The 18,201-nt window shown below is 69.2% G+C and carries 16 protein-coding genes and 3 tRNA genes; 10 read left to right on the forward strand and 9 right to left on the reverse strand.

Features of this window, described 5'->3' with window-relative positions; all coding sequences use genetic code 11:
• Window positions 1–85: 85 nt before the first annotated feature.
• Window positions 86–1,000 carry a phosphoribosylaminoimidazolesuccinocarboxamide synthase gene (locus tag ACZ4LX_RS27725; RefSeq protein ID WP_467649553.1) on the forward strand — a complete coding sequence of 305 codons (915 nt, stop codon included), beginning with the start codon at window positions 86–88 and terminating at the stop codon, window positions 998–1,000.
• A 125-nt stretch (window positions 1,001–1,125) separates the two neighbouring features.
• Here ACZ4LX_RS27725 and ACZ4LX_RS27730 read toward each other — a convergent pair.
• The 4 genes from ACZ4LX_RS27730 to ACZ4LX_RS27745 all read right to left on the reverse strand — a co-directional run bounded on the left by ACZ4LX_RS27730 (window position 1,126) and on the right by ACZ4LX_RS27745 (window position 2,818).
• Window positions 1,126–1,198, reverse strand: a tRNA-Gly gene (locus ACZ4LX_RS27730).
• Window positions 1,199–2,090: 892 nt separating this feature from the next.
• A tRNA-Gly gene (locus ACZ4LX_RS27735) sits at window positions 2,091–2,163 on the reverse strand.
• Window positions 2,164–2,244: 81 nt separating this feature from the next.
• Window positions 2,245–2,316 (reverse strand) — tRNA-Gly (locus tag ACZ4LX_RS27740).
• A gap of 166 nt (window positions 2,317–2,482) precedes the next feature.
• The gene (locus tag ACZ4LX_RS27745) at window positions 2,483–2,818 is read right to left on the reverse strand and encodes a histone-like nucleoid-structuring protein Lsr2 (RefSeq protein ID WP_467649554.1); all 336 of its coding nucleotides are present in this window, start codon (window positions 2,816–2,818) and stop codon (window positions 2,483–2,485) included.
• Between the two features lie 383 nt (window positions 2,819–3,201).
• Between ACZ4LX_RS27745 and purS the strand changes: the two genes are divergently transcribed.
• The 5 genes from purS (at window position 3,202) to ACZ4LX_RS27770 (ending at window position 8,161) form a co-directional block, all read left to right on the forward strand.
• Window positions 3,202–3,462 carry a phosphoribosylformylglycinamidine synthase subunit PurS gene (purS, locus tag ACZ4LX_RS27750; protein WP_176729353.1) on the forward strand — a complete coding sequence of 87 codons (261 nt, stop codon included), beginning with the start codon at window positions 3,202–3,204 and terminating at the stop codon, window positions 3,460–3,462.
• Window positions 3,459–4,139 carry a phosphoribosylformylglycinamidine synthase subunit PurQ gene (purQ, locus tag ACZ4LX_RS27755; protein ID WP_467649555.1) on the forward strand — a complete coding sequence of 227 codons (681 nt, stop codon included), beginning with the start codon at window positions 3,459–3,461 and terminating at the stop codon, window positions 4,137–4,139. The genes purS and purQ overlap by 4 nt, the downstream gene beginning before the upstream one ends.
• Window positions 4,136–6,385 (forward strand): phosphoribosylformylglycinamidine synthase subunit PurL, encoded by a 2,250-nt coding sequence (gene purL / locus ACZ4LX_RS27760; protein ID WP_467649556.1) that lies wholly within the window; start codon window positions 4,136–4,138, stop codon window positions 6,383–6,385. Before purQ ends, purL begins: the two co-directional genes overlap by 4 nt.
• A gap of 180 nt (window positions 6,386–6,565) precedes the next feature.
• Entirely contained in the window at window positions 6,566–7,204 is a 639-nt protein-coding gene (locus tag ACZ4LX_RS27765; RefSeq protein ID WP_467649605.1) for a TetR/AcrR family transcriptional regulator, read from the forward strand.
• A gap of 156 nt (window positions 7,205–7,360) precedes the next feature.
• Window positions 7,361–8,161, forward strand: a complete 801-nt coding sequence (locus tag ACZ4LX_RS27770; protein WP_467649557.1) for a maleylpyruvate isomerase family mycothiol-dependent enzyme — start codon at window positions 7,361–7,363, stop codon at window positions 8,159–8,161.
• A gap of 19 nt (window positions 8,162–8,180) precedes the next feature.
• Here the strand turns inward: ACZ4LX_RS27770 and ACZ4LX_RS27775 are convergent, their stop codons facing one another.
• Both ACZ4LX_RS27775 and ACZ4LX_RS27780 read right to left on the reverse strand, forming a co-directional pair.
• A complete protein-coding gene (locus ACZ4LX_RS27775) occupies window positions 8,181–9,623 on the reverse strand; it encodes a sulfatase family protein (protein ID WP_467649558.1) in 1,443 nt (480 codons plus the stop codon).
• 318 nt (window positions 9,624–9,941) lie between these two features.
• Complete coding sequence (locus ACZ4LX_RS27780) at window positions 9,942–10,034, reverse strand: putative leader peptide (RefSeq protein ID WP_385282077.1); 93 nt, start codon at window positions 10,032–10,034, stop codon at window positions 9,942–9,944.
• 600 nt (window positions 10,035–10,634) lie between these two features.
• Between ACZ4LX_RS27780 and purF the strand changes: the two genes are divergently transcribed.
• Both purF and purM read left to right on the forward strand, forming a co-directional pair.
• Window positions 10,635–12,161 (forward strand): amidophosphoribosyltransferase, encoded by a 1,527-nt coding sequence (gene purF, locus ACZ4LX_RS27785; RefSeq protein WP_467649559.1) that lies wholly within the window; start codon window positions 10,635–10,637, stop codon window positions 12,159–12,161.
• A 60-nt stretch (window positions 12,162–12,221) separates the two neighbouring features.
• On the forward strand, window positions 12,222–13,295 hold the full coding sequence (gene purM, locus ACZ4LX_RS27790; RefSeq protein ID WP_467649560.1) for a phosphoribosylformylglycinamidine cyclo-ligase: 1,074 nt from the start codon (window positions 12,222–12,224) through the stop codon (window positions 13,293–13,295).
• Between the two features lie 231 nt (window positions 13,296–13,526).
• Here the strand turns inward: purM and ACZ4LX_RS27795 are convergent, their stop codons facing one another.
• Together ACZ4LX_RS27795 and ACZ4LX_RS27800 are read right to left on the reverse strand one after the other, a co-directional pair.
• On the reverse strand, window positions 13,527–13,781 hold the full coding sequence (locus ACZ4LX_RS27795) for a DUF3073 domain-containing protein (RefSeq protein WP_385282068.1): 255 nt from the start codon (window positions 13,779–13,781) through the stop codon (window positions 13,527–13,529).
• Between the two features lie 332 nt (window positions 13,782–14,113).
• The gene (locus ACZ4LX_RS27800; protein WP_467649561.1) at window positions 14,114–15,205 is read right to left on the reverse strand and encodes a Leu/Phe/Val dehydrogenase; all 1,092 of its coding nucleotides are present in this window, start codon (window positions 15,203–15,205) and stop codon (window positions 14,114–14,116) included.
• A 176-nt stretch (window positions 15,206–15,381) separates the two neighbouring features.
• Here ACZ4LX_RS27800 and ACZ4LX_RS27805 point away from each other — a divergent pair, with 176 nt between their 5' ends.
• Window positions 15,382–16,227: a DUF8083 family protein gene (locus ACZ4LX_RS27805; protein WP_467649562.1), complete on the forward strand. Its 846-nt coding sequence runs from the start codon at window positions 15,382–15,384 to the stop codon at window positions 16,225–16,227.
• Window positions 16,228–16,739: 512 nt separating this feature from the next.
• Window positions 16,740–16,946 (forward strand): developmental transcriptional regulator BldC, encoded by a 207-nt coding sequence (gene bldC / locus ACZ4LX_RS27810; protein WP_003949541.1) that lies wholly within the window; start codon window positions 16,740–16,742, stop codon window positions 16,944–16,946.
• Between the two features lie 477 nt (window positions 16,947–17,423).
• Here the strand turns inward: bldC and ACZ4LX_RS27815 are convergent, their stop codons facing one another.
• Window positions 17,424–18,134, reverse strand: coding sequence for a DUF6274 family protein (locus tag ACZ4LX_RS27815; RefSeq protein ID WP_467649563.1), 711 nt, complete (start codon window positions 18,132–18,134; stop codon window positions 17,424–17,426).
• Window positions 18,135–18,201: the final 67 nt, after the last annotated feature.

Here is an 18,201-nt window from a genome sequence, read left to right on the forward strand (position 1 = left end):
CGCCTCTCCGCACCCCTCCGCAGCCGTCCGCACCCGGATACGGGACAATCGGAACAGCTCCTGGATCAACCTACGCGGAGGCAGCGTGTCCGGATTTGTAGAAAAGCCCGAGCCCGTGCAGGTTCCGGGACTCACCCACCTGCACACGGGCAAGGTGCGCGACCTGTACCGGAACGAGGCGGGCGACCTCGTCATGGTCGCCAGCGACCGGATGTCCGCGTACGACTGGGTCCTGCCCACCGAGATCCCGGACAAGGGACGCGTCCTGACGCGGCTCTCGCTGTGGTGGTTCGACCAGCTCGCCGATCTCGTGCCGAACCATGTCCTGTCGACCGAGCTGCCGGCCGGTGCTCCCGCGGACTGGGCCGGCCGTACGACTATCTGCAAGTCGCTGCGGATGGTCCCGGTCGAGTGCGTCGCCCGCGGCTACCTGACGGGCTCCGGCCTCGTCGAGTACGACGCGTCCCGCACCGTCTGCGGTCTCGCCCTTCCCGAGGGCCTCGTCGACGGCTCCGAGCTGCCGACGCCGATCTTCACCCCGGCCACCAAGGCGGCTGTCGGCGACCACGACGAGAACGTCAGCTACGAGGAAGTGGCCCGTCAGGTCGGTGCCGAGACCGCCGCGCAGCTGCGCCGCACGACCCTGGACGTATACAGCCGGGCCCGTGACATCGCGCGCGAGCGCGGGATCATCCTCGCGGACACGAAGTTCGAGTTCGGCTTCACGCCCACCGCCGACGGCGGCGAGGAACTGATCATCGCGGACGAGGTGCTGACTCCGGACTCCTCCCGCTTCTGGCCGGCCGCCGCCTGGGAGCCGGGCCACGCCCAGCCTTCGTACGACAAGCAGTTCGTGCGCGACTGGCTGACCTCGCCGGCCTCCGGCTGGGACCGCAGGAGCGAGCAGCCGCCGCCGGCGCTGCCCCAGGAGATCGTGGACGCGACCCGCGCCAAGTATCTGGAGGCATACGAACTCCTCACCGGTACACCCTGGAGGTAAGGGCGCGTTTCGAAAGTCCCGCCGAACCCGTCCTCCGGGCGGACGGCGCCACTTTCGAAACACGACCTGGCGCAAGCACACGAAGAAGCCCCCGGCCGAAAGGCCGGGGGCTTCTTGCTGAACCGAGCGGACGACCAGGTTCGAACTGGCGACCTCAACCTTGGCAAGGTTGCGCTCTACCAACTGAGCTACGTCCGCAAGCGCCGAAGCGCGAGAACTACTATACCCATCCTCGCGGGTGTGCGGGACGCGTTGTTGCGTGACGGCCCTCCGCCCCGGGCTTCGCGGCCGCCGCCGAGAGGCAGTTGCGCTTCGTTCCATGTGGCAGGGGCTACCGCTCCATGATCGCGTCGACCGGCGCCCTGCCCGCCGTCGGTTCCGGCACCACGGCTTCGTGGCCGGTCACCGGCGAGGCCCCGGCGGCCACCGGTCGTCGTCCAACTCCGGCTCCACGCAACGATTTCCGTGGTTCGTGGCGCGGATGATCCCGGCCGGCCGGCGGGTGCGGGCGTTCTCCGGTACGAACGCCCGCACCCGCGCTCACCTGCCCGCGACGGGCCGCTCCAGGCACCCCGGACGGTCTCTGCCGGGCACGATCACGGCCTGGCAGCCCGGGAGTTCGGCCCGAACCGATGTGGCGACGCTCACATCGTTCCTCCGCGGCACCACCCGGTGCGGGGGCGCGGACCGGCAGAGCGTTCGACGTCCGGGGCGGAGCCGGACACCCGTCCCGTGCCGCCGCGGACGGGCCGCGCACCTGTGCCGGCCCAGCCCCCGCCGCCGGGCCGCACCCCTTCGCCGCCGCAGCCCTCGTCGCCGGCGGGCCGGCCCCATAGGCGGCTCAACGAACTGGATCACCTCTGTGATCTTGATCGCCTCGACCGCGTACACATGGGGAATTCATCGAGGGGCATGAATCAAGGTTCTCTGCCGGGTGGTGCCGGGAGCAGCACGTGAGCGTTTCATCGCAGTCCACGCAACGCCATGGGGCTCAACGGCATGGGGTTCCACATCATGGAGATGGTGCGTATTGACCGGAAAGGAATACGACGAAGGCCCCGGTCGAAATCGACCGGGGCCTTCGATCAAGAGCGGACGACCAGGTTCGAACTGGCGACCTCAACCTTGGCAAGGTTGCGCTCTACCAACTGAGCTACGTCCGCATGTGCAACCACTCGGCTTTCACCGGTGGAGCAAGCACTACTCTACCCGATCCACCGGAGTGGTTGAGGAGAGCTGTGCAGAGCGGGTGACAGGAATTGCACACTGCGCCTTCCCCCTGGAAGGGGGATGTTCTGCTACTGAACTACACCCGCACGCTGTCCGGGGGTTTGGCTTTTCGGCCTTGCCCTTCGGCGTGCTCCAGACTCTAGCCGACCTGCGGGGGTGTCGCGCAAGTCGGCTCCCGCGGGGTGTCGCTCAGGGGGGCCGGTGGCGGCCGGTCCGGTGCCCGCCACCGGCCGGCCGTTGGCACCCGTCCACTCAACTCGCTTCCTGGAACGCCTCGTAGACCTTCTTGGGGATCCGGCCCCTGGCCGGCACCTCCATCCGGTGCGAGCGGGCCCAGGCGCGGACGGCCGCCGGGTCCGGCGCGAGCGAGGTGTGCCGGTACGAGACGGGGGCCTTGCCGTGCTTGGCCGCATTTGTCTGCTTGCGACCGGCTGCCACGTAGGGCGCCAGGGTCCTGCGCAGTTTCTTGGCATTGGACGGATTGAGGTCGATCTCGTACGACTTCCCATCCAGGGCGAAGGTGACCGTTTCCGTCGCTGCTCCCCCGTCGATGTCGTCGGAGAGTGTGACCACTACACGCTGAGCCACGGATATCGGTCCTTTCCTACGGCGTCCGCGCCTGACATGCGCGGATACCGGCCTTCCGGCTGTGAGCACGGATGTGGGCCGACCGGTGTCGGCCTTTTAGGGGCAATGTTGCTTTCCCTGGTAATCATTTGTACAGCGGTGGGCACCGCATTGTGAAGCCCGCCCAATTACCTGCGCGTGTCAACCGGCTTTGCGTGCTGCTGGTGAGGATCTTTTTTGCAGGATTTTCGCATCCGTTGTCAGGGTCGATATCTCGGCGTGATCCGGTCCACCCGATATCTACCCGCGTAGAATTTCTGGCCAGGTACGCTGAGTGGACCCGCGGGGGTCTGGGGAACCCCCCGGAGAAACAGCCGCACCACACCACCACACCGGGAGTGCCAGTGGCACGCGTCGTAGTCGACGTCATGCTCAAGCCCGAGATCCTCGACCCGCAGGGACAGGCTGTGCAGCGTGCGCTGCCCCGTCTCGGCTTCGAGGGAATCGCGGACGTACGTCAGGGAAAGCGTTTCGAGCTGGAGGTCGAGGGGCCGGTCGATGATGCCGCCCTCAGCCGTATTCACGAGATGGCCGAGACGTTCCTCGCCAACACCGTGATCGAGGACTTCACCGTGAAGGTGGAGAAGGCCGAGGAGTCGAAGTGACTGCTCGTATCGGAGTCGTCACCTTTCCGGGCACGCTCGACGACCAGGACAGCCTTCGGGCCGTACGGGTCGCCGGCGCCGAACCCGTATCGCTGTGGCACCGCGACAAGGACCTGCACCAGGTCGACGCGGTCATCCTCGCGGGCGGCTTCTCCTACGGCGACTATCTGCGGGCCGGAGCCATCTCCCGCTTCTCGCCGGTCATGGAGACGGTGATCGAGCAGGCGAAGGCGGGCATGCCGGTTCTCGGTATCTGCAACGGCTTCCAGATCCTGACCGAGGCGCACCTGCTCCCCGGCGCGATGCTGCGCAACAACCACCTGCACTTCATCTGCCGCGACCAGAAGCTCCGTGTCGAGAACGCGGGGACGGCCTGGACCTCGGACTACTCCGAGGGCCAGGAGATCTCCGTACCGCTCAAGAACATGGACGGCCGCTACACCGCCGACGAGCGCACGCTCGACGAGCTGGAGGCCGAGGGGCGCGTCGCGTTCCGCTACGTGGACGTCAACCCCAACGGCTCGCTGCGCGACATCGCCGGCATCACCAATGCCGCGGGCAACGTCGTCGGTCTGATGCCGCACCCGGAGCACGCCGTGGAGCCGCTGATCGGCACCGGGCGTACCGACGGTCTCGGTTTCTTCACCTCGATCATCAAGAAGCTGGTCAACGCATGAGCCTCGACACGGTCAAGCACGCGGCCGAAACCCCGGACGCCGGGCAGCCCTGGAAGGAGCTCGGCCTCAAGGAGGACGAGTACGCCCGGATCCGCGAGATCCTGGGCCGCCGTCCCACCGGCGCCGAGCTCGCCATGTACTCCGTGATGTGGTCCGAGCACTGCTCGTACAAGAGCAGCAAGGTCCACCTCAAGCAGTTCGGCGAGAAGGTCCCCGCCAACGACGCCATGCTCGTCGGCATCGGTGAGAACGCCGGTGTGGTCGACGTCGGCCAGGGTTACGCGGTCACCTTCAAGGTCGAGTCGCACAACCACCCCTCGTACATCGAGCCGTATCAGGGCGCGGCCACCGGCGTCGGCGGCATCGTCCGTGACATCCTCGCCATGGGCGCCCGTCCGATCGCGGTCGTCGACCCGCTGCGCTTCGGTGCGGCCGACCACCCCGACACCAAGCGTGTCCTGCCGGGCATCGTCGCGGGCATCGGCGGCTACGGGAACTGCCTCGGCCTGCCCAACATCGGCGGCGAGGTCGTCTTCGACGCCTGCTACCAGGGCAACCCGCTCGTCAACGCCGGCTGCATCGGCGTGATGAAGCACGAGGACATCCACCTGGCCCAGGCCTCCGGCCCCGGCAACAAGGTGATCCTGTACGGCGCCCGCACCGGCGGCGACGGCATCGGCGGTGTCTCCGTGCTCGCCTCGGAGACCTTCGACGACACCAAGCCCACCAAGCGGCCCGCCGTGCAGGTCGGCGACCCGTTCCAGGAGAAGCTCCTCATCGAGTGCACCCTGGAGATCTTCAAGGAGAAGCTCGTCGCGGGCATCCAGGACCTCGGCGGCGCCGGGCTCTCCTGTGCCACCTCCGAGCTGGCCTCGGCCGGTTCCGGCGGCATGCGCGTCGAGCTGGACACCGTGCCGCTGCGCGACTCCTCCCTCTCGCCCGAGGAAATCCTCATGAGCGAGTCGCAGGAGCGCATGTGCGCGATCGTCGAGCCGCAGCACGTGGACCGGTTCCTGGAGATCTGCGAGAAGTGGGACGTCATCGCCACCGTCATCGGTGAGGTGACCGAGGGCTCCCAGCTGGAGATCTTCTGGCACGGCGAGCAGATCGTGGACGTGCCGCCGCGGTCCGTCGCCCACGAGGGCCCGACCTACCACCGCCCGTTCGCCCGCCCGTCGTGGCAGGACGCGCTGCAGGCGGACGACGCCAACAGGCTGGCCCGCCCGGCGAACGGTGCCGAGCTGCGCGAGCAGGTCCTGCGGCTGGTCTCCTCGCCCAACCAGGCCTCGAAGTCCTGGATCACGGACCAGTACGACCGGTTCGTGCAGGGCAACACCGTGCTCGCGATGCCGGAGGACGCCGGCATGGTCCGCATCGACGAGGAGTCCAACCTCGGCGTGGCCATGGCGACCGACGGCAACGGCCGGTACGCGAAGCTCGACCCGTACACCGGTGCGCAGCTCGCGCTGGCGGAGTCGTACCGCAACGTCGCCGCCTCCGGCGCCAAGCCGCTCGCGATCTCGGACTGCCTGAACTTCGGTTCGCCCGAGGATCCGGACGTCATGTGGCAGTTCGCCGAGGCCACCCGTGGTCTGGCGGACGGCTGCCTGGAGCTGGGCACCCCGGTCACCGGTGGCAACGTGTCGCTGTACAACCAGACCGGTGAGACGGCGATCCACCCGACGCCGGTCGTGGCCGTGCTCGGTGTGATCGACGACGTCACCCGGCGTACGCCGGTCGCGTTCAAGGAAGAGGGCCAGCTCCTCTACCTGCTCGGTGACACGCACGAGGAGTTCGGCGGCTCGGCGTGGTCCGAGGTCGTCCACAACCACCTCGGCGGCATGCCGCCCAAGGTCGACCTGGGCCGCGAGAAGCTGCTCGGCGAGATCCTGATCTCGGCGTCCCGCGACGGCATGATCGACGCGGCGCACGACCTGTCCGACGGCGGTCTGATCCAGGCGGTCACCGAGTCCTGCCTGCGTGGCGGGAAGGGCGCCCGGCTGGTCGTGCCGGACGGGCTGGACGCGTTCACGTTCCTCTTCTCCGAGTCGGCGGGACGCGCGATCGTCTCGATCCCGCGCAGCGAGGAGCTCCGCTTCAACGACATGTGCGGGGCGCGGGGTCTGCCCGTGACCCGGATCGGTGTTGTGGACGGCGAGGAGATCGAGATCCAGGGCGAGTTCAGCATTCCGCTGAGCGAGCTGCGTACGGCGCACGAGGGGACGATCCCCGCGCTGCTCGCGTAGCCCGGCGGATACGCCCGTCACAGGTCGCGGAAGCCCTCGCCCGGTCCGACCGGGCGAGGGCTTCCGCCGTGGTTCGTCCGGCCCGGTGTCCTGTCGCGGGCGGGTGCCGCTTCCTGCGTAAGTGTTCTGAGTAAATTATTAGTACCGGATTAACTTTAATCCTGTCATAATGATCGTATGCTGACCGAGGGGCTGGGCCTGCGCGAACGCAAGAAGATCCAGACGCGACGCCGTCTGCTGGCCGAGGCCATGAGGCTCTTCGGCGCTCGCGGGTTCGATCAGGTCTCGGTCGCGGAGATCGCCGAAGCGGCCGACGTATCGAAGATGACTGTCTTCAACTACTTCGACAGCAAGGAGGATCTGGTCCTCGCTCCCCTGGAGAAGCACATCGGCGATGTCGCCCGGGTGGTACGGGACCGGGCGCCCGGTGAGTCGGTGGTGGCCGGTGTCCGGAGCCAGTTCCTGGCCGCCGTCGAGAGCCGGGATCCGGCGGTCGGGATGAGCGATTCACCGGTGGTCCTCGGGATCCTGCGGCTCATCCAGCAGACGCCGTCCCTGCTCACCCGGGCCCATGCCCTCTTCGTCCGCACCGGCGAGCTGCTCACCGACGTCCTGGTCGAGGAGGGCGAGGAGCCGGCCGTCGCGCGCATGGTGGCCGCCCAGCTGATCGCCACCCGCAATGTCCTGATCGCCGAGAACCAGCGACGGCTGTTGGCCGGCGAAGCGGCCGACGCGATCGCGGCGGACGCCGCGGCGCTCGCCGAGCGGGGGTTCGGCCTGCTCGACAGGGGCCTGAGCGGTTTCGCGACGCGGGCCTGAGCAGTTTCGCGACGCGGGCCTGAGCGGTTTCGCGACCCGGGCCCGGGCGGTTTCGCGACCAGGACCTGGGCCGCTTCGCGCCGTTCCGTGCGGCCGTCCCCCGCCCCGCCCGTTCGCCTTGTGTGGGGTGGTCGCCGAGGCCGTAGGCTCGCCTCCATGCCACCGTCCCAGAAGCGCGCCCGCCGCTACGACCCGGTCAGGACCCGTACCGCGGTCCTGGCGCAGTTCGCCCATGTCCGGGACGCCGTACGCACCCTGACGCCTGAGCAGCTCAGCGCGCCGAGCGGGCTCGGCGCGTGGACGGTGCGTGAACTCGCCGTCCATCTGACCATGGCCCTCTCGCACGTCAGCAGGAACCTTGAGCTCCCTGAACCGGCCCTCGCCAAGCCTGAGGTGAGCCTGCTGGAGTGGCCCTTCTCCACGGCCGGGCGGGCCGGCCGGATCGCCGATGACACCGTGGCGCTCGCCGCCTCCCGCCCCGATACGGACGCCTTGTACGCGGAGGTGGCCGACCGCTTCGAGGCGCTGGTTCCGGGGGCCTCCGAGGACCGACTGCTGGCCACCAGGGTCGGCGCCATGCGGCTCGGTGACTTCCTGGTCACCCGCGCTGTGGAGCTCGTCGTCCACACGTACGACCTCAACGAGGCGACCGGGCTCGGTATCCCGTACGACCGCCAGGCGCTCGCCGCCTGCACCCGGTTGCTCGCCGACGCCCTCGCGGAGAAGGCGCCGGGGGGCTCGGTCGAGGTGAGGGTCCCGCCCTTCGCGGTCGTCCAGTGCGTCCAGGGCCCCCGGCACACGCGGGGCACGCCGCCCAACGTGGTCGAGACCGACCCGCTCACCTGGATCGGGCTCGCCACCGGGCGTACGGACTGGGCACGGGAGCGGGACGCGGCCAAGGTCAGCGCCAGCGGTGAACGCGCCGACCTTGCCGCTCTGCTGCCCCTGATGGGGTGAACGAGGGTTCGGGCGGAGTTCAGGAGGCGTTCGGGTACGGGAGCAGGCCGGCGTTCGTCCGTTCCCAGGCTGCCCGCAGCTCGGCCAGGAGCTCCGGTTCCGCGGCGGCCCGGTTCGCCTGCTCCCGCTGGTCGACCGTCAGGTCGAAGAGCTGATCGGCCCCGCCCTTGCCCCGGTAGTACTTCCACCCGCCCCGGCGCAGCGCGCGCTCTCCGCGCACCCGCCAGAACAGGTCCCGTTCCTTCGGCTGCTCGCCACGCAGCAGATATCCGGCCAGGCTGACGCCGTCCAGCGGATAGGCCGGATCGGGCCGGGCGCCACCGAGCTCCAGCAGTGTCGCCGTCCAGTCGGGCGAGAACAGCGGCAGGTCGCTCACCTGGTGCGGATCGATCCTGGTCGGCCAGCGCAGCACGGCCGGGACCCGGATGCCGCCCTCCTGGAGGGAGCTCTTGTTGCCGGAGAGAGGCCACTGGTACGAGAAGCGCTCACCGCCGTTGTCGCTGGCGAAGAACACCAGGGTGTCCTCCTCCTGGCCGGATCGCTTCAGCGCCTTCAGTACCTCGCCGACCGACCGGTCCAGGTCCTCGACCATCTCCTTGTACTTGGCGAGCGAGCCCCCGTCGGCGTGGAACAGCCCGCCGAGTCCGCCCTCCTTGATCTTCCGTACGATCTCGGCGCTCTCCGCCGTGTCGCCCTCGGCGATCCAGGGCCAGTGCGGGGTGGTGAAGTTGAGGTTCAGCAGCCAGGGCTTGTCGTGGTCGCGCTGTACGTACTCGCCGGCCCGCTCGGTGAGGATGCGGGTGTAGTAGCGGAGGTCCTTGTACTCGGCATCGCCCTCGTAGAGGTCGTACTCGCCGCCCAGGCCCAGCTTCGAGTAGTACTCCAGCGCCCCTCCGAAGTTGCCGAAGAACTCGTCCCAGCCCGACTTGGTGGGGCTGTAGTCCGGCAGATAGCCGCAGTGCCATTTGCCGATCAGCGCGGTCGCGTATCCGGCGCCGCGCAGCAGCGAGGCAAGGGTCGGATGAGTCGGTTCGAGACCGACCGAGCGGTCTGCGATGGGTTCGGCGAGGCCGCCCTTCGTACGCCCGGGATAGCGGCCGGTGTACAGGCTGAACCGGGTCGGCGAGCAGGTCGCGGACCCGGCGTAGGCATCGGTGAACCGGACGCCCTGGCGGCCGAGCCGGTCCAGGTTCGGGGTGCGGATGTCCGGCGAGCCGTAGGAGGAGAGGTCGGCCCAGCCGAGGTCGTCCCCGAGGATGAAGAGGATGTTGGGCCGCCGCGAGTGCCGGCCCCGCGCCGCCCGGAATGGCCGCTCGTGCGCGGTGGGCTCCGTCGGTGCGGCTGTGGCGGGGGCGGCGGTCAGTCCCACTGCGGCGGTCGCGGCCGTGGCGCCGACGGCCGTGCCGAAGGCGCGCCGCGTCAGAGGATTGCTGGAACCTGTGTTCGGGTCGCGAGAGGGCATGGCTGCTCCAGGGCAGGGCTCGGCCGCGCGGGGCGGCGAAGGCGATGGCGAAGGGGCCCGTCCCGGAACCGGAGCCGGAACAGAGCCGGAACCAGAGCGGGAACAGGGCCGGAATCGGAGCCGGAACCGGCTGAAGACCGGCTGGGGACCGGGCAGGCGGTTACGGACGCGCGAAGGGCGCAACGGGGGCAAGCGGCGCGAGGGACTCAGGACGCGGCGGGAACCCAGGGCTCGCGGCAGTCACAAGGATGCCGGGAGAAGGGGGTGAAGAGCAGACCGAGGTGAGGGGAAGCAGGAGTCCTCGCGCGCGCCGGCGAATCAGGCGTGGCGACAGATGGCGCTCGACACACGTCCCAGATCGACGTGACGGCGCTCCACGAGCGTGACCGTGCGGTCACCGAGGGGCTGCATGAGGCAGGAGCCTGCCAATGAGGCATGGGCCTGTCAACGCCGGTCTCGCACTCCGGACGGTCTCCGCAGCCGCGGCCGGTGCCTTTCCCGGCCCGTAAGGCACCGCAAGCACTTCTCCCCCGGCCCGCACGAGCACACCCCCGCCCGCACGAGCACACCCCGGCGCGTAAAAGCACTCGCCCTGGCCCCACAAGCGCCCCCGGCCCGCGCAAGCCGTCTCTCCCCGGCTCGCACCAGTACGTCCTCGGGGTGTCACAAGAAGCCGCATACCGGTCGCCCCCACGTGCACCCGGTGTGAGGCTCGCCACGAAACGAGCGTTCGGCCACCCCTCGCTCAGCCGTGCCGGGACTCCTCACAGGGCGCCACGAACCGGTGGGGTCGCCCCGTGGACCGCTGGCCGGAACCCGTCGGTAACCCGCCGTCGATCCGGGCGACAACTGCCCTGAGGCGGCTGCGGCGGACCGTTGGGCATCGGGCAGTGATCACTCCGCGTCACTGTCCGACCCGGCCCCGGAGGGGGGTCGGGGGGCGCTTCTTCCGCAGTCCGGCGGGGCGTCCCCAATTCGGACCAGTGGTCGATCTCGCCTACACTCGGTGGCGTGCCTCGTGGTGATGGACGACTCAACCACGACCTGCTCCCCGGAGAGAAAGGCCCCCAGGACGCTTGCGGCGTCTTCGGTGTCTGGGCTCCGGGCGAAGAGGTCGCCAAGCTCACCTATTTCGGACTGTATGCCCTGCAGCACCGTGGACAGGAGTCCGCGGGCATCGCAGTGAGCAACGGGTCCCAGATCCTGGTCTTCAAGGACATGGGACTGGTCTCGCAGGTCTTCGACGAAACTTCTCTGGGATCGCTCCAGGGTCATATCGCGGTCGGTCATGCCCGCTACTCCACCACCGGTGCCTCGGTGTGGGAGAACGCGCAGCCGACGTTCCGTGCGACCGCGCACGGCTCGATCGCCCTGGGTCACAACGGCAACCTGGTCAACACGGCGCAGCTCGCCGAGATGGTCGCCGACCTTCCGCGCAAGGACGGTCGCGCCACCCAGGTCGCCGCGACCAACGACACCGACCTCGTGACCGCGCTGCTCGCCGGCCAGACCGACGACGAGGGCAAGCCGCTCACCATCGAGGAAGCCGCCACCCGGGTGCTTCCCGAGGTGAAGGGCGCCTTCTCCCTCGTCTTCATGGATGAGCACACCCTCTACGCGGCCCGCGACCCGCAGGGCATCCGCCCGCTGGTCCTCGGCCGTCTGGAGCGCGGCTGGGTGGTGGCCTCCGAGTCCGCCGCCCTCGACATCTGCGGCGCCAGCTTCGTCCGCGAGATCGAGCCGGGCGAGCTCGTCGCCATCGACGAGAACGGCCTGCGCACCTCTCGATTCGCAGAAGCGAAGCCCAAGGGCTGTGTCTTCGAGTACGTCTACCTGGCCCGCCCCGACACCGACATCGCCGGGCGCAACGTCTACCTCTCCCGGGTCGAGATGGGCCGCAAGCTGGCCGCCGAGGCCCCTGTCGAGGCCGATCTGGTCATAGCGACTCCGGAATCCGGCACCCCCGCCGCCATCGGCTACGCGGAGGCCAGCGGCATCCCGTTCGGTGCCGGTCTGGTGAAGAACGCCTATGTCGGCCGGACCTTCATCCAGCCGTCCCAGACCATCCGGCAGCTGGGTATCCGCCTCAAGCTGAACCCGCTCAAGGAAGTCATCAAGGGCAAGCGGCTGGTGGTCGTCGACGACTCGATCGTCCGCGGCAACACCCAGCGCGCACTCGTCCGGATGCTCCGCGAGGCCGGTGCCGCCGAGATCCACATCCGGATCTCGTCCCCGCCGGTGAAGTGGCCCTGCTTCTTCGGCATCGACTTCGCCACCCGCGCCGAGCTCATCGCCAACGGCATGTCCGTCGACGAGATCGCCACGTCGATGGGTGCCGACTCGCTCTCGTACATCTCGATCGACTCGATGATCGAGGCGACGACGATCGACAAGCCGAATCTGTGCCGCGCCTGCTTCGACGGCGAGTACCCGATGGAGCTTCCTGACCCGGAGCTGCTCGGCAAGCAGCTGCTGGAGACCGAGCTGGCGGCAGGCCCTGCGGCGACCGCAGCGGCCGACGCGCTGCGCCGTCCGTGACCCGGACCGCACGGCAGCCCTTCCACCAGCCCCGTATTTCCACACGAAAGATCCCAGGCAATGTCTGAGACAACAGGTGCTTCCTACGCGGCAGCGGGCGTCGACATCGAGGCCGGCGACCGTGCCGTAGAGCTGATGAAGCAGTGGGTGAAGAAGACGCAGCGCCCCGAGGTCGCAGGCCTCGGCGGGCTCGGCGGCTTCGCCGGACTCTTCGACGCCTCGGCGCTCAAGCGCTACGAGCGTCCGCTGCTCGCCTCCGCCACGGACGGCGTCGGCACGAAGGTCGACCTCGCCCGTCAGATGGGCGTGTACGACACGATCGGCCACGACCTCGTCGGCATGGTCGTCGACGACCTCGTCGTCTGCGGTGCCGAGCCGCTCTTCATGACCGACTACATCTGTGTCGGCAAGGTGCATCCCGAGCGTGTCGCGGCCATCGTGAAGGGTATCGCCGAAGGCTGTGTGCTGGCGGGCTGCGCCCTGGTCGGCGGCGAGACCGCCGAACACCCCGGCCTGCTCGGCCCGGACGACTTCGATGTCGCCGGCGCCGGTACGGGCGTGGTCGAGGCCGACCGCCTGCTGGGCCCGGACCGCATCCGCAAGGGTGACGCCGTCATCGCGATGGCTTCGTCCGGTCTTCACTCCAACGGGTACTCGCTCGTCCGTCACGTCGTCTTCGACCGGGCCGGCTGGACGCTGGACCGCCAGGTCGAGGAGTTCGGCCGGACGCTCGGCGAGGAGCTCCTGGTGCCGACCAGGATCTACTCCCTGGACTGCCTGGCGCTGACGCGTACGACCGAGGTGCACGGCTTCAGCCACGTCACCGGCGGCGGTCTGGCCAACAACCTGGCCCGGGTCATCCCGGACTCCCTGCACGCCACGGTCGACCGCTCCACCTGGACACCCGGCGCGGTCTTCGACCTCGTGGGCAAGGCCGGCCAGGTCGAGCAGCTGGAGCTGGAGAAGACGCTCAACATGGGCGTCGGCATGATCGCGATCGTTCCGGCGGATTCGGTGGACTCCGCACTGACGACCCTGGCCGACCGGGGCGTCGATTCCTGGGTCGCCGGGGAGATCACCGACCGGGGCGCGCACACGACGGGCGCCGAGCTCGTGGGCACGTACGCGCGCTGAGGTACGGGGCGACCGGTCCGGCGGACGCGCGCATCACGGGGGTGGGCGAGCTGCGGGATGTCATACGCAAGGCCGGGCGGGCCGGAAGGCCTGCCCGGCAGCCGGGAGCCGTATCGGATCGGGAAGCCGGATCCGACCGATACGGAAGGCCTGGCGGATCGGATCCGGACCGGGACAGCACAGAACCCGGTCCGGGACAGGCCCGGACCGGGTTGATGTGTCAGCGCGAGGTCAAGCGCCGCGGCGCTGTGACGACGGACCGGACTGATCGTCCTCGTCGTCGTCATCGTCGTTGTACTGATCCGCGTACTGTGCGTACGGGTCATCTTCCTCGTCGTCGTCCTCGAACGGCTCGGCGTTCGGTGGTTGACTCGAAGGTGATGCGCCCAGCTCATTGGCCAGACGCGACAGGTCAGTCCCGCCGCTGCTGTACTTCAGCTGACGGGCGACCTTGGTCTGCTTGGCCTTTGCCCGGCCGCGCCCCATGGCTCGACCCCCTCGGTGACGGGGCTCGACGGCCCCAGAGTCTTGACACGCGTTCATGTTTCAGGACGGACTCTCAGCAGAGAGACCGCGCCTGTAGGGCTTTAACGGTACCTGCTTCCGTGGCCATACGGTACGCCGCCCGCGTCACACGCCCCGGAAGAGGACCCGTGAGGAGCTCCGTCCTCGCTGGTCAACTCCGATTTTAACCTCTTATTGGCATGCGACCCGCCGACCGGCGTGAGTCTTGTCTCGCCGGTCGGCGGGTCGCGGGGCCAAGCGCGGAAATGACGCCCTGTAGGGGTTTCCGCACGCTGGGCCACCGGTGCCCGGGCTCAGCCGCGGCGGGCTTCGGCCATCCGCTGCTCGGCGATCCGGTCGGCGGCGGCAGCCGGCGGAATGCCGTCAGCCTTCGCGCGCGCAAAGATGGCCAGGGTCGTATCGAAGATCTTCGACGCCTTCGCCCTGCACCGCTCGAAGTCGAAGCCATGCAGCTCGTCCGCGACCTGGATGACACCGCCCGCGTTCACCACGTAGTCGGGGGCGTACAGGATCGAGCGGTCCGCCAGGTCCTTCTCGACGCCCGGGTGCGCGAGCTGGTTGTTGGCCGCGCCGCACACCACCGATGCGGTGAGCACCGGCACGGTGGCGTCGTTCAGGGCGCCGCCGAGTGCGCACGGCGCGTAGATGTCCAGACCTTCCGTACGGATCAGGGCCTCGGTGTCGGCCACGACGGCGACCTCGGGGTGCTTCTCGGTGATCCGGCGCACGGACTCGTCCCGCACATCGGTGATCACGACCTCGGCGCCGTCCGACAGCAGATGCTCGACGAGATGGTGGCCCACCTTGCCGACGCCCGAGACCCCCACTTTCCGGCCACGCAGCGTCGGGTCGCCCCAGAGGTGCTGGGCGGAGGCCCGCATGCCCTGGAAGACGCCGAACGCGGTGAGTACCGAGGAGTCGCCGGCGCCGCCGTTCTTGGGGGAGCGGCCGGTGGTCCAGCGGCATTCGCGGGCCACGACGTCCATGTCGGCGACGTAGGTGCCGACATCGCAGGCCGTCACGTAGCGCCCGCCGAGCGAGGCCACGAACCGGCCGTAGGCCAGGAGGAGTTCCTCGGTCTTGATCCGCTCGGGGTCGCCGATGATGACGGCCTTGCCGCCACCGTGGTCGAGACCGGCCATGGCGTTCTTGTACGACATGCCACGCGCCAGGTTCAGCGCGTCCGCGACGGCCTCCTGCTCGGAGGCGTACGGGTAGAAGCGGGTACCGCCGAGGGCGGGGCCCAGGGCGGTGGAGTGGAGGGCGATGACGGCCTTGAGGCCGCTGGCGCGGTCCTGGCAGAGCACGACCTGTTCGTGTCCCCCCTGGTCCGAGTGGAACAGGGTGTGCAGTACGTCAACAGGCACGCCGGTCACATCGGTCACTGTGGTGACTCCCAAGTACGAAGCGGCGGGTAGACCCCCCTGAAGGTGGGGAGGGCCCCGGACCGCCCGGCACGGACGGTCCGACTGGGCAAGAGCGTAAGTCCTCCGGGGCCGCGGATCCGTGCCAGTGCCGTGGATCACCCACTACAGGAGTACTGGCGTGACACGATCGCTGCATGTCGGTGGTGTCTTCCGTGCTCGTCCCTTACGCGTCCTACCTCCGGGTGTACGAGCCACTGGCGGCCTTCCCGGAGGCCGAACGTGCTCACTGGGCCCGCTATGCGGGCCGCGGGCTGATCCCTACGGCCCAGGACGAACTGCGCCGTTCGCTGGCCGACTTGGTGTCGACGCCGCCGGTCGGAGTGCCGGTGCACGAGAGCGCCGACGCGTTCGTCGCCGAGGCGGACGGTGTGGTGTGCGTCTGCCCGTGGCGGACCCGGCTGCGCGGGTGGCTGGCGCTGGACGGGCTGGCGGAGATGTTTCCGGGTGCGGTGCTCGACGCGGTGCTGCCGCCGGTGGTGCGCGGGCAGGCCGCGGCCGACCACGAACGGTGGGCGGAGCGCAATCCGGATGCCCGGCCGTGGATCAGGACGGCGGTGTGGCAGGTTCCGGTGCGCTGGTTCGTCCTGTTCTCGGACGAGGAGCGCGAGTACCGGGAGGCGGGGGAGGGCGGTGAGCCGCCCCTGCTGCGCTACCGGACGCCGATGGTCCAGGCACGGCGCAGGCTGGCCCGGGGTCTGAAGACACTGCGGGAGTCCATGGACGACGGCCCGTTGAGCGAGGGGCTCGTGGACGTCGGTCGGTGGCTGGAGGAGTTCCATCCGCGCGCGCTCGTGGAGCTGGACTACGGCGGGCTGGTGCACGCCCTGTCGGCCGAGCAGCTTGCCGGGGACCGGAGCGCCGCGGATGTGGCGGAGGGCATCGCGGCGCTGGGTGCCGGGGACGCCGAGAGGGCGAGCGAGGCATATACCCGTCTCGCGGAGCGCTGGAGAGCCGTGAGGGATCGCCAGTTTGCGAACTGACGCTCTATGAACCTGTGGCCTGTGTGACACGTGAGAGTGAAGAGGTAGAACCCTACTTCAGTGGTTGTGGGACCTACGTCCCGAACCGGGCTTTTTTCTCAAGCGTGATGGATTGCACTTACGGGGCTCTTGCGTCCTTCCCTACCCCTCGTGCCAAAATAGGACAAGGAGTCCGGGGAGGGCTCCATCCGTCCAAGTGTGGGCGGAATGCTCAGCATTGCACTCTATGGGGGGTCTGATGGCTCCTGATCGCTCTGTGACTGATCGTCACGGCGGTGTGACTGTCCGCTATGGCATGGTCCATCGGCTTCCGTCGCTGATGAACACCTGGGAGGGCAATTCCATCGGTTTGGCCGACGCGGCTGGACGGATGGTGTAGTTGTAGTGCCGAGGACAAGCCGTTCGTCCTATAACCGACTCGGCCCGCGTCCGCCATTTCGGGCAACGCGGGTCAAGGTGCAGAATTTAGAGGAAAGAACCGAGATGGTTCGGTTCTCCCGAGGAGGCCGCTCATGACCGCTCGCACCCCTGATGCCGAGCCGCTGCTGACCCCGGCTGAGGTTGCCACGATGTTCCGCGTGGACCCGAAGACGGTTACCCGTTGGGCGAAGGCAGGCAAGCTCACGTCCATCCGCACGCTCGGTGGACATCGCCGGTACCGCGAGGCAGAGGTCCGCGCACTGCTTGCGGGTATTCCGCAGCAGCGCAGCGAGGCCTGATTCACCCCTGTCGCCGCGTCACAACTGGGCTTTTGGGTCCCCCAACCCATATAGCCCACCCATAGCTCCATATGACGGGCGCCCGCCCCAACGGGCGCCATACCTGTGCCATACGGGTGTCGTCATGAGATCGCGCTGGACTCCGCCGGGTCCAGCGCGATCTTTTTGTGCGCCCGGCCGGCGTCGGCACCCGCCGCTCAGCTCGTCGCCCCTGTCGTCCGTCAGTATTTCGCCATTTGAAACCGGGCGTCCGGTTGGCTCCGGGGCGGGCTTGTGCGGGCGTGTTCGCCTCTGTCGGGAGGCGTGCGCCCAGGCCCTCGTGGAGGGTGGATCGGGGCGGGGCGGAGGTTCCCGGGGGTGCGTCTGCAGAGTGGTGCAATTGCACATATTAAATTCGCCAGTTGTAGGAAGGGTGTAAAGCCACCCCTTCTGAAAACTGATTCAGTGACACCCGTCACACGGCATGAGTCTTGCCAACTACGAGCCTGCCACTGCGATGGAGCGGAACGCCAAGCCATTGGTCACGTGGCGCGAGGACTTTCGACCTGCGCCCCTGTGGGGCCGTGCCGCTTCCCGGCGACCTCTTCGGTGCGACAGGGCGGCACCGGAGGGGGCGAGAGGACCGGGCGGGCCGGCGTCCGCCGGCTGACGGGCTCTCCTGTGGGGGCCCCGTCCGGCGGTTCGGCGGCCCCCTGCGGGGCTCCGGAGCCCCGCAGGGGGCCCATCACGGGGCCCGGAGCCCGTCCTGGGCGGCCCGGGGGCAGTCGGGGGCCTCGTGGCTCGCAGCGGCCGTCTGCGGGCCATCTCGGGGTGTGCGGTCTGTTCCCGGGGCAGGGAGTGGCCGCGGGCCGTTCCGGGACTCCGGGAGCGGTCGCGGGCTGCGCGGTCGGTTCCGGCGGCCCGGGGGCCGTCACGGGCCGTGTGGTCTGTTCCGGCGGTCCTGGGGCCGGCACGGGCCATGTGGTCTGTTCCGGCGACCAGGGGGGCCGTCAGGGGCGCCGTGGCGAGCCGCGGCAACCGCGTGCGGACCGCACGGCCCCGGGGGCGGTGGCGATCGCCGGAGGCCGCCGCCAGGGGGGCGCGCGGCAGGGCGTGGATCTCGTGGCGGGGTGGCCTCTCGCGGGCGGCGCCCGGCACGCGGGCACCCGGCCGGTCCGGCCGTAAGCCCTCGTCCGTGGATGCCGCCATTCGCGCCACCTCCCGGTGGATGCGCGCCGCCCCGTCCGGGAAAACAGGGGCAGCCCTTGGCTTCTGA

This window comes from Streptomyces sp. NPDC026062, assembly GCF_055568375.1.